Annotated in this window: 13 protein-coding genes; 4 read left to right on the top strand and 9 right to left on the bottom strand. The window is 72.2% G+C overall.

Annotated elements, in window-relative coordinates; all coding sequences use genetic code 11:
- Positions 1–91 precede the first annotated feature (91 nt).
- The 7 genes from MTF69_RS23425 to MTF69_RS23395 form a co-directional block, all read right to left on the bottom strand.
- A complete protein-coding gene (locus MTF69_RS23425; RefSeq protein WP_243337299.1) occupies positions 92–346 on the bottom strand; it encodes a hypothetical protein in 255 nt (84 codons plus the stop codon).
- 50 nt (positions 347–396) lie between these two features.
- On the bottom strand, positions 397–993 hold the full coding sequence (locus MTF69_RS23420; RefSeq protein ID WP_243337297.1) for a transcriptional regulator: 597 nt from the start codon (positions 991–993) through the stop codon (positions 397–399).
- Between the two features lie 104 nt (positions 994–1,097).
- The gene (locus tag MTF69_RS23415; protein WP_243337295.1) at positions 1,098–2,084 is read right to left on the bottom strand and encodes a glycine betaine ABC transporter substrate-binding protein; all 987 of its coding nucleotides are present in this window, start codon (positions 2,082–2,084) and stop codon (positions 1,098–1,100) included.
- A complete protein-coding gene (locus MTF69_RS23410; protein WP_243337294.1) occupies positions 2,085–2,951 on the bottom strand; it encodes an ABC transporter permease in 867 nt (288 codons plus the stop codon).
- Positions 2,948–4,159: a betaine/proline/choline family ABC transporter ATP-binding protein gene (locus tag MTF69_RS23405; RefSeq protein WP_243337451.1), complete on the bottom strand. Its 1,212-nt coding sequence runs from the start codon at positions 4,157–4,159 to the stop codon at positions 2,948–2,950. The genes MTF69_RS23410 and MTF69_RS23405 overlap by 4 nt, the downstream gene beginning before the upstream one ends.
- A gap of 109 nt (positions 4,160–4,268) precedes the next feature.
- The gene (locus MTF69_RS23400; RefSeq protein ID WP_243337292.1) at positions 4,269–4,916 is read right to left on the bottom strand and encodes an ABC transporter permease; all 648 of its coding nucleotides are present in this window, start codon (positions 4,914–4,916) and stop codon (positions 4,269–4,271) included.
- 62 nt (positions 4,917–4,978) lie between these two features.
- On the bottom strand, positions 4,979–5,449 hold the full coding sequence (locus MTF69_RS23395; RefSeq protein ID WP_112448141.1) for an Lrp/AsnC family transcriptional regulator: 471 nt from the start codon (positions 5,447–5,449) through the stop codon (positions 4,979–4,981).
- Positions 5,450–5,582: 133 nt separating this feature from the next.
- Between MTF69_RS23395 and hppD the strand changes: the two genes are divergently transcribed.
- Positions 5,583–6,734 carry a 4-hydroxyphenylpyruvate dioxygenase gene (gene hppD / locus MTF69_RS23390; RefSeq protein ID WP_243337290.1) on the top strand — a complete coding sequence of 384 codons (1,152 nt, stop codon included), beginning with the start codon at positions 5,583–5,585 and terminating at the stop codon, positions 6,732–6,734.
- Between the two features lie 168 nt (positions 6,735–6,902).
- Here hppD and MTF69_RS42985 read toward each other — a convergent pair whose 3' ends face one another.
- On the bottom strand, positions 6,903–8,510 hold the full coding sequence (locus tag MTF69_RS42985) for a lipopolysaccharide assembly protein LapB (RefSeq protein ID WP_279346123.1): 1,608 nt from the start codon (positions 8,508–8,510) through the stop codon (positions 6,903–6,905).
- Here MTF69_RS42985 and MTF69_RS23380 point away from each other — a divergent pair.
- Positions 8,493–9,884 (top strand): FAD-binding oxidoreductase, encoded by a 1,392-nt coding sequence (locus MTF69_RS23380; RefSeq protein ID WP_243337288.1) that lies wholly within the window; start codon positions 8,493–8,495, stop codon positions 9,882–9,884. The genes MTF69_RS42985 and MTF69_RS23380 overlap by 18 nt on opposite strands.
- Position 9,885: 1 nt before the next feature.
- On the opposite strand, the gene MTF69_RS23375 is transcribed toward MTF69_RS23380, so the two are convergent.
- The gene (locus MTF69_RS23375; RefSeq protein WP_243337287.1) at positions 9,886–10,365 is read right to left on the bottom strand and encodes an SsgA family sporulation/cell division regulator; all 480 of its coding nucleotides are present in this window, start codon (positions 10,363–10,365) and stop codon (positions 9,886–9,888) included.
- 288 nt (positions 10,366–10,653) lie between these two features.
- Between MTF69_RS23375 and MTF69_RS42980 the strand changes: the two genes are divergently transcribed.
- Both MTF69_RS42980 and MTF69_RS23360 read left to right on the top strand, forming a co-directional pair.
- Positions 10,654–12,381, top strand: a complete 1,728-nt coding sequence (locus MTF69_RS42980; RefSeq protein WP_279346122.1) for an RDD family protein — start codon at positions 10,654–10,656, stop codon at positions 12,379–12,381.
- Positions 12,382–12,499: 118 nt separating this feature from the next.
- Complete coding sequence (locus tag MTF69_RS23360) at positions 12,500–13,270, top strand: RDD family protein (protein WP_243337286.1); 771 nt, start codon at positions 12,500–12,502, stop codon at positions 13,268–13,270.
- Positions 13,271–13,431: the final 161 nt, after the last annotated feature.

Raw genomic sequence — 13,431 nt, 5'->3', positions numbered from 1 at the left:
AGCACGAACCACGGGACCCCGATGAGGGTCAGTGAACTGCCGGCTATCGAGATGGTGTTGGCCAGCAGGACGGCGATGAAGGGGCGACGGCTCACGCGATGCCGCCGTGCGGGCGGGAGGTTCGGGTGGTGCGGGTGATGCATGCGTTCAGGTGCGCGGGCTGGATCAGGCGGATGCCGAGCGCGATCAGGCTCTCGCCGAGCCGGTTGCGCAGGGCGGGGGCGCGCAGGTGGGGAACGTAGGAGACGTGAGGTGCGGCCTCCCTCGCGAGGCGCCAGGCGGCGGCCTCGGCGGTGCGGGTGGCGTGGATCTCGGCGTGGTTCTGGGCATGGCTGAAGGCGTGCACGGCAGGACTCCTTCTGCGAAAGGTGATGTGGAGGGTGCTGCTGGGTGGCGCTACTTGGTGTGGACCGGGAAGGCGTGCGTGTGGAAACGGACCATCTCCGTGCCCTCCGAGGCCGGCAGGTCGCGGTAGCTGTTGATCAGGTCCTGGACCTTGAGGACCAGTTCGTGCGTCTGCTCGGCGGTCAGCTTCAGGGTGAAGTCGCTGAGCTCGGAACTGCGCCGCCATTCCATCGGCCAGGTGTGCGCGGCGCCCAGCCAGGTCGACAGCTCCTGGTCGTGGATCTTCACGATCTCGGCGAGGAAGACCTCCGCGGCACCACGCGTGGCCGGGTCGGGGTCGTAGATCATTTCCTCGTCGAACTGGGTGCCGTCCTGGCAGGCCCGCCACCAGCGCTCCCGGCCCTTGCCGTGCTCGGGTGCGTCCTCGACGAACCCGTGCGCGGCGAGCTGGCGCAGGTGGTAGCTGGTGGCCCCGCTCGATTCCCCGAGCTGCTCCGCGAGTTGCGAGGCGGTGGCCGGTCCATGCCGGCTCAGGGTGCTCAGCAGGCGGATGCGCAGCGGGTGCGCCAGGCCGCGCAGGGAGTGCGGGTCGAGCGTGCGGACCTTCGGCTCGGAAGGCTTCTGGGAATCGGCGTTCTCATCGGGCATGCCTCAACAGTAGAGTTGCAAAGAAGCCTGTGCAAGGGTTTCTTTGCAACTACTTCTTTGCATCCACTCCTTTGGAGTGATGCCCTTGCGTGTAACCCCGGGGTTCACCCCTCCTTGATGAACCCCTCCGCCACCAGCCAGTCCTTCGCCACCTCGTGCGGATCCTGCCCGTCCACGTCCACCAGCGCGTTGAGCCGCTGCGCCGTCTCCGTCGTCAGCCGCTTCGACAGGGGGTCCAGCAGGCCGGCGATCGCCGGGTACTTCTCCAGCGTCTTCGCGTGCAGCTCCGGCGCCGCGTTGTAGTTGGGGAAGAAGTGCCGGTCGTCGACGAGGGTGTCCAGGTCCATGGCCTTGATCCGGCCGTCCGTGGTGAAGGCCTCGCCCAGCAGGCAGGAATCGGACTTCGAGACCTGCGTGTAGATGATCCCGGCGTCCATCTTCATGACGTTGGCCGCCGGGATCTTCATCCCGTACGCCTTCTCCATCCCCGGCAGCCCGTCCTCCCGCGAGGCGAACTCGTTCTCCACGCAGACCGTCACCGCCTTGGGGTCGCGCTGCGACAGCGCCGCCACGTCCGACATGGTCTTCAGCCCGTACTTGGCGTTGTTCTTCTTGCTGATGGCCAGCGTGTAGGTGTTGTTGAGCGTGGACGCGGGCAGCCAGGCCACGCCGTTCTTCACGTCCGCGTCCCGGACCGCCTCCCACTGCGCGTACGGGTCCGCGATCGGCTTATCGTTGCCCAGGTAGGTGATCCATGCCGTGCCCGTGTACTCGTACATGGCATCCGCGTCGCCCTGGATGATCGCCTCGCGGGCGCTGATCGAACCGGGCAGGTTGGTGCGGTCCAGCACCTCCGCGCCGGCCGCCTTGAAGATCAGGCCGATCATCTGGCCGAGCACGATGTTCTCGCTGAAGTTCTTCGAGGTGACCGTGAGCGAGGCGCCCTTGAGGGGCTGTCCCTGGCCGACCGAGCCCGGCAGGACGTCGTCCACCATCGGGGACCCGCTCTTGAGCCCGCAGCCCGCGAGCGGCACCCCGAGTGCCAGCAGGGCCGCGCAGGCCACGGCCGTCCGTGCGGAGAGCCTGTGCATCTACGCCTCCAGCCCGCGCGGAGTCAGGACCGTCTCGGCCAGGGAGGCCAGCCAGTCCACGAACAGCGCCAGCGCCACCGTCAGCACCGAGCCCAGCACCAGCACCGGCATTCGCTGGGTCTGGATCCCGGAGGTGATCAGGTCGCCCAGGCCCCCGCCGCCCCCGAAGGTGGCCAGGGTCGCGGTGCCGACGTTGAGGACGAGGGCCGTCCGTACGCCCGCCAGGATCAGCGGGACGGCCAGGGGCAGTTCCACCTTCATCAGGGTCCCCATGGAGGACATCCCGATCCCGCGCGAGGCCTCCACCAGCTGCGGGTCGATCCCGCGCAGCCCCGCGACGGTGTTGGACAGCACGGGCAGGACGGCGTAGGCGACCATGCCGATGATCGCCGTCGAGGGGCCGATGCCGAGCCAGATGACCAGCAGGGCCAGCAGTCCGATGGCCGGGGTGGCCTGGCCGATGTTGGCGACGGCGGTGACCAGCGGGGCCGCCCGGCGCAGGCCGCTTCGGGTCAGGGCGATGCCGAGCGGGATCGCGATGACCAGCACCCAGAAGGTGGAGATCGCGGTGAGCTGGACGTGCTGCCACAGCCGGAGCTCTACGTTGCCGTCCTTGAGGGAGTTCTCGGCGATCGTGTCGAGGGTGGCGTTGGTGATCCACAGGTACGTGGCCAGCAGCACCAGCGCCAGCACGATCGGCAGGGTCACCAGCCGGGCCCAGGTGAGCCGGCGCCCGGGGCGGGGCGGCGCGATGGAGGCCATGACCTCCTCGCCGGGCTCGGGCTCCTCGGGATCCCGGAAGACGTGTCCCTTGAGCTCGTGCTCGCCGGGCGGGCGCTCGGGGGAGACCGGGTTCCGCGGGCTCATGAGCCCTCCGCGGGGTCCCGGAGCCCCTCCAGGTCCCGCTCGACGCGGTGGTGGCGCAGCTCCTCCAGGTCGTGCGCGTGCTCGGCGGCCGTCAGCCGGTCGGCCTCCAGCATCTCGTGCACGGAGTTCATCAGGGTCTCCATGTCCACGACGCCGATGTACTCGCCGCGCCGCCCGGTGACGGCCACCCGGCCGCCGCTGTCGGTGAGTACCGCCTCCAGGGCGTCGTGCAGGGTCGCGTCCCGGGTCACCGTGTCGTGCACGAGCTGGCCGGCCCGGGCGAGGGAGCCCTTGGCGCGCATCAGGTCCCCGCGGCGCAGCCATTTGTACGGGCGGCCGCGCCGGTCCAGCATCAAGAGCTCGTTGCCCTGGCCGGCGCGCAGGGTGTTGAAGATCTGCTGGAGCGGGTCGTCCACGGACACGGTCGGGAACTCGGCGATCTCCACGTCCCGCACCCGGGTGAGGTTGAGGCGCTTGAGTGCGGCTCCGGCGCCGACGAACCCGGAGACGAAGTCGTCGGCGGGGTTGGTGAGGATCGCCTCGGGGGTGTCGAACTGCGCGATGTGCGAGCGCTCGCGCAGCACGGCGATCCGGTCGCCCAGCTTGATGGCCTCGTCGAAGTCGTGGGTGACGAAGACGATCGTCTTGTGCAGCTCGTGCTGGAGCCGGATCAGCTCGTCCTGGAGGTGGTCGCGGGTGATGGGGTCGACCGCGCCGAAGGGCTCGTCCATCAGCAGGACGGGCGGGTCGGCCGCGAGCGCCCGGGCCACGCCCACGCGCTGCTGCTGGCCGCCGGAGAGCTGGCGCGGGTAGCGGCCGTGGAACTCGCGCGGGTCCAGGCCGACCAGGTCGAGCATCTCCTCCACCCGGTCCTTCACGCGGGACTTGGACCAGCCGGTCATCTTCGGGACCAGGGCGATGTTCTCGGCGACCGTCATGTGCGGGAACAGTCCGGAGGACTGGATCGCGTACCCGATCTTGCGGCGCAGTTTGACCGGGTCCATGTCGGTGACGTCCTCGTCGCCGATGCGGATCCGGCCGGAGGTGGGCTCGATCAGCCGGTTGATCATCTTGAGGGTGGTGGACTTCCCGCAGCCGGAGGGGCCGACGAAGACCACCAGCTCGCCCGCCTTGATCTCCATCGAGACGTCGTCGACGGAGGGGTTGGGGCTGCCGGGGTAGCGCTTGGTGAGGTTCTCCAGCTGGATGGTGGCACCGGAGGCGGCGGGGGAGCCGGAGGCGGCGGCCGGCTGCGGGCTCGCCGCCGGCTGCGGGCCCCCGGTCGGCTGCGGGCTGTGCGTCGGCTCGGACGTCGGCTCAGACACGGATTCCCCTCGGGATGGTGAGACGGCCGAGCAGGACGTACGCGGCGTCGAAGAGCAGGGCGAGGATGACGACGCCGAGCGTCCCCGCCAGGACCTGGTTGATGGCGTTGGCGCTGCCGAGCGAGGCGATCCCGCGGAAGATCTCGTTGCCCAGCCCCGGCCCGGAGGCGTAGGCGGCGATGGCCGCGATGCCCATCAGCATCTGCGTGGAGACCCGGATGCCGGTCAGGATCGGCGGCCAGGCGAGCGGCAGTTCCACCCTCAGCAGCTGGGCGGTACGGGACATCCCGATGCCCTTGGCCGCGTCGACCAGGGCCGGATCCACCCCGCGCAGCCCCACGATGGAGTTGCGGACGATGGGCAGCAGTCCGTACAGGGTCAGGGCGATCACTGTGGGCGCGACGCCGAGGCCGACGATCGGGATCAGCAGGCCGATCATGGCGAGGGAAGGGATGGTCAGCACCGTGGAGGTGGAGGTGACCGCGAGGTTCCCGGCCCAGCCGCTGCGATAGGTGAGGACGCCGATGGCGACGCCGAGGGCGGTCGCGATCACCATGCACTGGAAGACGGCGCTGGCGTGCTGGAAGGCGTCGGTGAGGAGCTGCTGGTGGCGGTTGGACAGGTAGGCCCAGAAGCTCACGCCATGTCACCTCATCCGTCTCATCCGTCTCATCCGCTGTTCCGCGGGTCGGTCGTCCACCGTCAGTCGTCCTCGGCCGCCTGTTCGACCAGGGGGATGATCCGCAAGGGTACGGGATTTTCCATGACAATCGCCGTCGAAGCCCGAACAATCCCATCAAACGCGACAACCCGGTCGATCACCCGTTGAAGGTCCGCGTTCGACCGGGCCACGAGCCGGCACAGCATGTCCCCGTGCCCGGTCGTCGTGTGCAGCTCCAGCACCTCCGGCACCCCGTCCAAGTGGGCCCGTACGTCCGCGCCTTGCCCCTGTTTGATCTCCAGCGTGGCGAAGGCCGTCACCGGGTACCCCAGGGCCGCCGGATCCACCTGCGGACCGAACCCCCGGATGACTCCGTTCGACTGAAGCCGGTCCAGCCGGGCCTGGGCCGTACCGCGCGCCACGCCGAGCCGGCGCGAGACCTCCAGGACCCCGATCCGGGGCTCGCGGGCGAGCAGGACGATGAGCCTGCCGTCGAGTTCGTCGATTCCCATGGGTGCCTCCGGGGTGGCCGGTCGGTGGTCATAGTGCACAGATATCCCACCCATGGTGGGCTGAGACTGTGCAGCATGTACAGCAGAAATGGAAACTATTGCGCAGCTTGTGGAACGGCGGGACTCTGCGGTCATGACTGAGACCCAGCCGCTCGACGCCGCGCCCAGCACCGCCGCCAAGGCCGATCCCTTCCCTGTGAAGGGCATGGACGCGGTCGTCTTCGCCGTAGGCAACGCCAAGCAGGCCGCGCACTTCTACTCGACCGCCTTCGGCATGAAGCTCGTCGCCTACTCCGGACCGGAGAACGGCACGCGCGAGACGGCCAGCTACGTCCTGACCAACGGCGGCGCACGGTTCGTCCTCACCTCGGTCATCAAGGCCTCCACCGACCGCGGCCGCTTCCTCGCCGAGCACGTCGCCGACCACGGCGACGGCGTCGTCGACCTGGCCATCGAGGTCCCGGACGTGAAGGCGGCCTACGCCTACGCCGTCGAGCACGGAGCGCGCGGCCTGGACGAGCCGTACGAGCTCACCGACGAGCACGGCACGGTGCGGCTGGCGGCGATCGCCACCTACGGCCAGACCCGCCACACCCTCGTCGAGCGCGGCGACTACACCGGGCCCTACCTGCCCGGCTTCGTCTCCGTCGCCCCGATGGTCGAGCCCCCGGCCAAGCGCACCTTCCAGGCCATCGACCACTGCGTGGGCAACGTCGAGCTCGGCCGGATGAACGAGTGGGTGGCGTTCTACAACAAGGTCATGGGCTTCACGAACATGAAGGAGTTCGTGGGCGACGACATCGCGACCGAGTACTCGGCGCTGATGTCGAAGGTCGTCGCGGACGGCACCCTGAAGGTGAAGTTCCCGATCAACGAGCCGGCGATCGCGAAGAAGAAGTCGCAGATCGACGAGTACCTGGAGTTCTACGGCGGCGCCGGAGTCCAGCACATCGCGCTCGCGACGAACGACATCGTCAGCACGGTACGGACGATGCGGGCGGCCGGTGTGACCTTCCTGGACACCCCGGACTCGTACTACGACACGCTCGGCGAGTGGGCCGGCGAGACCCGGGTCCCCGTCGAGACCCTGCGCGAGCTGAAGATCCTCGTCGACCGCGACGAGGACGGCTACCTGCTGCAGATCTTCACCAAGCCGGTCCAGGACCGCCCGACGGTCTTCTTCGAGATGATCGAGCGGCACGGGTCGATGGGCTTCGGCAAGGGCAACTTCAAGGCCCTGTTCGAGGCGATCGAGCGGGAGCAGGAGAAGCGGGGCAATCTGTAGATTGCGGGAACCGGGCTCCCGGCCCGGCGGAGCCGGGGTTCCTGGGCGGCGCCGCCGCCTGGGGCTCCGCCCCCGGACCCCCGCGCCTCAAACGCCGGCGGGGCTGAAAAGACCGCCTCAAACGCCGGCGGGGCTGGATTTTCCAGCCCCGCCGGCGGTCAGCGCCCCCTACGGCTTCGGCTTCGGTTTGGCGGCGGGCTTGGCCGCCTTCGGGAGTTCCGGGGCCACCCACGGGGTGGTGGGCTGCAGGTTCTCCGGGCCGCCCGCCGGGGGCTTGCCGATCGTCGCCAGGGCCTGCTTGGCCAGCGGCGCCCGTACCGGCGAGAACCGCGGGTTCGTCCGCAGCGCCTCCTCCAGGTGCCGCCGCGCCCCGGCCACGTCGCCCAGGCCGCGCTCGATCACCGCCCGGTGGTACGAGAACTCCGCGAGCCGCAGTCCCTGCTCGGTGGCCTTCTTCGCGTACTCCAGCGCCGCCGCGTCGTCGCCCGTCTTGTGCAGCGCCCATCCCAGCGCGTCCGCCACCGGCAGGCTCTTGTGCCGGGCCCACTCCGCCGTGAGGCGCCGTACGGCCGCCGCCGGGTCGCCGTGGTCCGCCTCGAACCGGCCCAGGAGCAGCTCCTCGTTCACCCCGCTCCGGGCGGCCTGCGCCGCGATCCCGTCGTACACCGCCTTCGCCTCGTCGCCCCGGCCCAGCGACTCCAGCAGCTCGCCCAGCTCCAGCGACAGCGCCGGCACCGCGGCCCGGCCCAGCGCCATCCGGTAGTCCCGTACGGCCTCCCCGCCGCGGCCCAGCGCCGCAAGCACCCGCGCCCGGCCGCCCAGCGCCTGCGCCTGCGCCGGATCGGTGCGCAGCGCGGCCTCGTACTGCTTCAGCGCCTCCGCTTCGTCGCCGCGCTCCCACGCCAGCTCCCCGAGCCGGAACAGCACGTACGCCTTCTCCGCCGGGGCCTTCGCCGCGCCGCCCGCGTGTTCCATGGACATGGCCGCGTCCTCGCGCCAGCCCCGGTCCCGGTACACCTGCGAGGCCTTCATGAAGGCCGCCAGCCCCGGCCGCAGGTCCACCAGGCGCTCCATCGCCTTCTCCGCGGCCTTGTAGTCGCCGAGGCCGCCGTACGCGTCCACGAGCACCGGGTACGCCGTCCACCGCTTCGGCGCCTGCGCCCGTACGAGCTCGCCCCACTTCTTCCCGGTCCCGAAGTCCCGCCGGGCGTTGGCCAGCGTGCCCATGCCCGTCATCGCGTCGAAGTTGCCCTTCTCCGCCGGGCGCAGCTCCAGTGAGCGCTTCAGCGCGCCCTCCGCCTTCGGGTACCAGCCGGGATCGGCCGTGCGCCGCGCCTGCTCCAGGTACGCCGATCCCAGCACCGCCCACGAGGCCTCGTCGTCCGGGTGCCCCGCGACCCAGTTCTCCCGGTCGAGGACCAGCGCCGACAGGTCCATCGCCGCCACCGGCGCACCCATCCCGACCGCCGCCCGGGCCCGCTCGCTGGGCCCCGGCGGGCGCGCGTCGTCGCCCGTGCGGGCCGGCCGGATCAGCAGGGCCCCGGCGATCAGGACCACCAGGGCCGCCGCCGCCACGAGCGTCTTGCGGCCGGTGAAGGTCACGGGCGGGGCAGCCTGCTGCTGCCTCTCCTGAGAGACGGATGCGTCACGCATAGGGTCCATGAAGTCACTGTGCGTCAATATGAAGAGCTCGCCGAGGTGTCCGAAGAGCGTCGCGGGCGTGTTCACACCGATGGCCCCGGGTGCCACGCTGGCCTCATGGTTGACGATGCTCATGATGGTTCACGCGAGCTCCACGCGCTGCTCCTCGAAGGCCTCCCGCCCGAGGCCCTGCTCACCGACCCCCAGGTGACCGCCTCCTACGCCACCGACATGGCGAGCTTCTGCGCAGCCGGCACCCCGGCCGCGGTGGTCCTGCCCCGGACCGTCGAACAGGTCCAGCACGTCCTGCGCACCGCCCACGCGCTCCGCGTCCCGGTGGTCCCCCAGGGCGCCCGTACGGGCCTGTCGGGCGCGGCCAACGCCTCCGACGGCTGCATCGTGCTGTCCCTCGTGAAGATGGACCGGATCCTGGAGATCGACACCGTCGACCGGATCGCCGTCGTCGAACCGGGCGTCGTCAACGCCGTCCTCTCGCGCGCCGTCGCCGAGCGCGGACTGCACTACCCGCCGGACCCCTCCAGCTGGGAGCAGTGCACCATCGGCGGGAACATCGGCACCGCCGCCGGCGGTCTGTGCTGCGTCAAGTACGGGGTCACCGCCGAGTACGTCCTCGGCCTCGACGTGGTCCTCGCCGACGGCAGGCTCCTGCGGACCGGCCGGCGCACCGCCAAGGGCGTCGCGGGGTACGACCTCACCCGCCTGTTCGTCGGCTCCGAAGGCAGCCTCGGCGTCGTCGTCCGGGCCGTCCTCGCGCTGCGCCCGGCCCCGCCCCGCCAGCTCGCGCTGGCCGCGGAGTTCCCCTCCGCCGCGGCCGCCTGCGAAGCCGTCTGCGCCGTCATGGAGGCCGGTCTGACGCCTTCGCTGCTCGAACTGATGGACCGTACGACCGTCCGCGCGGTCAACGCGCTGGGCAAGATGGGCCTGCCCGAGACCACCGAGGCCCTGCTGCTCGCCGCCTTCGACACCCCGCACGCGCCCGAGGACCTGGCCGCCGTGGGATCGCTGTGCACCGCCGCCGGGGCGAGCGCCGTCGTACCGGCCGAGGACGCGGCGGAGTCCGAACTGCTCCTCCAGGCCCGCCGGATGGCCCTGCCCGCCCTGGAGGCCCTGCGGCCCGCGACGATGATCGACGACGTGTGCGTCCCGCGCACCCGGCTCGCCGAGATGCTGGACGGGACCGCCGCCATCGCCCGTACGCACGACCTGCTCATCGGGGTCTGCGCGCACGCCGGCGACGGGAACACCCACCCCATCGTCTGCTTCGACCCCGCCGACGAGGACGAGACCCGGCGGGCCCGCGCGTCGTTCGAGGAGATCATGGCGCTGGGACTCGAACTGGGCGGGACCATCACCGGGGAGCACGGGGTCGGCGTCCTGAAGAAGGAGTGGCTCGCCCGCGAACTCGGCCCGGTGGGCCTGGAGATGCAGCGCGCCGTCAAGCACGCCTTCGACCCGGAGGGACTGCTCAACCCGGGCAAGGTCTTCTGAGTCACAGCTCCCCGTCCGCCGACTCGTCCGACGGCCACGGGTCGCGCATCCACAGCTCGTCGGCCGGCGTCGGGGCGAGCAGCTCGGCCAGCGCCGCGTCCAGGCCGAGCCGGTCGGCCTCGGTGCCGGGCGGCACGATCCGCAGGGTCCGCTCCAGCCAGGCCGACACCGACCCGGCGGGGGCCTCCAGCAGGGCGTCGCCGTCGGGGGAGCTGAGCGCCATGCACAGGACGGCCTGCTGGCCGACCTTCGTGGGCCAGATCCGCACGTCGCCGTGGCCGCACGGGCGGAACACCCCCTCGACCAGCAGCTCGCGGGCGAAGGTCCAGTTGACCGGGGTGCTGGAGCCGGTGTGGAAGGTGATGTGCACGGCGTACGGGTCGTCCGTCAGGTACAGCAGGCGGGCGGGGACGGGGACGCTGCGCTCGGGGGACAGGACCAGCTTGAGTTCCAGCTCGCGCTCGACGACGGGGTGGTGCATGGCGGCCTCACTTCGGTACGGGGGTACGTGTTCGGGTGCTGCGCGGGGCCGGAGAACCGGCCCACACCCGGAGAGAGCGCCGAAGTGCCCGGGTATGACGCGACTTCGCGACGCACATCGAGGATTGGCCGAAATCAATCGGCTGACCGAAATCTTTCGTACGGGGCCGCGTTCGCCAGGGTTCGCCCGAACGCTTGGATTCTCCCGTTACCGGACCTGCCGGGGGGCGGTTCTTGGCTATGGTCCACCCCTGCAAGAAGCCTCAAGCCACGATCGGAGTTGGGGACATTGACGGCCTCCCCTGGTGACGGCGAGCACGCGGCCCGCGAGGGCTACTACCCCGATCCGTCCATCCCCGGGTACGTCAGGTTCTGGAACGGCCTGAACTGGGTTCCCGGTACGAGCCGCCCCGCGGCCCCTGCCGACGAGACGGGTCCCGTGTTCCTCGACCAGACGGGCATGAGCGAGGCGCTGCGCGAGCCGGAGCGATGGCCGGACCCCGAGCCGCGGCCTGCTCCCCGCCCGGCCCCCGAGGCCTGGCCGGAGCCGGCGGCCGCCGGGCCGGAGACCACGTCGTGCCCGCAGCCGGGGACCTGGCCGGAGCCCGCCGCTTCCCGGCCGGAGCCCGCTTCCCGGTCGGGGGTCGAGTCCTGGGTGGAGTCCGTTTCCCGGTCGGAGCTCGAGTCCTGCGCGGAGCCCGTTTACCCGGCGGGGTCCGTATCCCCGGCGGGGTCCGGGCAGCAGGCGTGGGCGGAGTCCGATGCCGAGGCCGCGGGATGGCAGGCCGACCCGCTCCACCAGGCCGGCTTCGGCGGGCCGCGCGACCGGCGGGTGTCCTGGGGCCACGAGGCGGCCGCCGCGCCCCGCCCCGCCGGCATCTCCCTGGCCCGCACGCCGGTCCCGGCCCCCACTCCCCACCCGGTGCAGGCGCACGGCCAGGCGCAGGCCCAGGCGCAGGCCCAGGCCCAGGCTCACCACTCGGCTCAAGCCCAGGCCCCGGCTCACCACTCGGCGCAGGCCCAGGCACAGGCTCACCACTCGGCGCAGGCCCCGGCCCCGGCTCACCAGTCGGCGCAGGCCCAGGCACAGGCTCACCACTCGGCCCAGACTCCGGCCCCGGCCCGGCATTCGGCCCAGGCCCCGGCCCCGGTGCAGATCCCGGCCCCGGCCCGGCATTCGGCCCCGGCCCCCGTGTCGGCGGTCCTGCCCGGGCAGGTGTCCGGCTCCGCCGCCCCGGGCGGGCTCGGCATCCTGTCGGCGCCCTCCCCGGTCGGCGCGGCCGCGGCCGCCGCTCGTGCCGCCGCTCCGGCGCCCGTGCGGCCCGCCGCCCCGGCTTCGCCCGGCTCGCCGGGCCGGGACGCGGACCCGGTGGAGCGCGTGCGGCCGGCGCAGCGCCCGGCCCCGGCCGCCGCGGCGGAGTCCGCCCGGCGCGTGGCCCCCGTAGAGGCGGCGGACCGTGCGGAGCGGGCCGAGGCCGCCGTGTCCCCGAACCGCGCCGAGCGTCCCCCGAGGACCGGGCGCGCGGTGTTCGAGCGGATGGCGGAGCGGGCCGTGCGCCCCGCCGGGCTCGTGCGCCGCGCGACGGCCCGGCTGCTGGACTCCCTCGTGTACGCCGCCGTCGCGACCGGGGTGGCGCTGCCCCTGGTGCCCGCCGCCACCGCGCACCTCCAGGCCAAGGTGGACGCCGCCCGGGCGGGCGGCCGCAGCACCACGGTGTGGCTGCTCGACGGGACCACCGCGGGCTCGCTGGGCCTGGTCCTGGGCGCCGTCCTCCTCTTCGGCGTCTTCTACGAAGCCCTGCCCACCGCCCGTTGGGGCCGCACCCCGGGCAAGAAGCTGCTCGGCGTACGGGTCCTGGCCACCGCCACGCTGCGCCCGCCACGCTTCGGCGCGGCGCTGCGCCGCTGGCTCGTGTACGCCCTCCTGGGCCTCCCGGGGGCCCTGTGGGCCCTCGCGGACCGCCCGCGGCGCCGGACCCTCCACGACCGCGCCGCGGGGACGTACGTGGCCCGCTAGGGCCTGCCGCCCGGGCGGGCGGCGGCGGCAGGCCCCAGGGCCTGCCGCCGGACTCCCTCGTCCCCCGAATGGACGCGTCCCCGTTGCGGGCCGGTCCGGGCCGGGTTCGACTCGGGCCATGAGCACCGACCAGCCGCCGCCGGGCCAGCCGCCCGAGGACGACCCGTTCCTCAAGAAGCCCCAGGAACCGACGCCTCCGCCGTCGGGTGGTTCGCCGTACGGCTCACCGCCCGCAGGAGCCGGCGGAGGCTTCCCGCCGCCCCCGCCCGGAGGCGGAGGAGGCTATCCTCCGCCGCCCCCGCCCGGGGGAGGGGGCTACCCGCCCCCGCCGCCCCCGTACGGAGGCGCGGGCGGTGGTGACCCGTACGGCGGTGGTGGCGGCTACGGCATGCCCGACCCGCTCGCCGGGATGCCGCCGCTGGCCGACTTCGGCAAGCGGCTGGCCGCCCGCGTCATCGACCTGCTGATCATCGCCGTCCCGCTGTTCGTCATCCAGCTCTTTGCCGGTGACCGCAACCGCTACACGGTCGAGACGAACCAGGGCGAGGACATCACCGAGGTCATCACCAAGTCCTACAGTGGCAGCGGCCTGCTCATGACGCTGATCTCGATCGTCGCCTACGTGGGCTACGACTGGTGGTTCGTCAAGAAGAACGGCCAGACCCTCGGCAAGAAGTGGATGGGCCTGCGCGTCGCGATGCTCAACGACGGCAGCGTCCCGCAGTCCAACGCCGCGCTCTCCCGCTCCGCCGTGCTCTGGCTGCCGACGCTGATCTGCTGCTTCTGCCTGTGGCCGATCGCGCTCGTCATCTCGATGCTCGTCGACAAGCCCTACAAGCAGGGTCTGCACGACAAGGTGGCCAAGACCGTGGTGGTCCAAGCCACCTAGAGGGCCACCCAGAGGTACGCAGTGCGAGTGCGCGGGCGGTCTCCCCACGGGGGAGGCCGCCCGCGCCGCGCCGCGCCGCGCTGTGCGCCGCGCTGTGCGCCGCGCTGTGCGCCGCGCTGTGCGCCGCGCTGTGCGCCGCGCTGTGCGCCGCGCTGTGCGCC

Source organism: Streptomyces sp. AP-93 (genome assembly GCF_022808175.1).
GTDB lineage: Bacteria > Actinomycetota > Actinomycetes > Streptomycetales > Streptomycetaceae > Streptomyces.
Note: the sequence above shows the minus strand (reverse complement) of the source record. Positions and strands in the feature narration are given on the sequence as shown.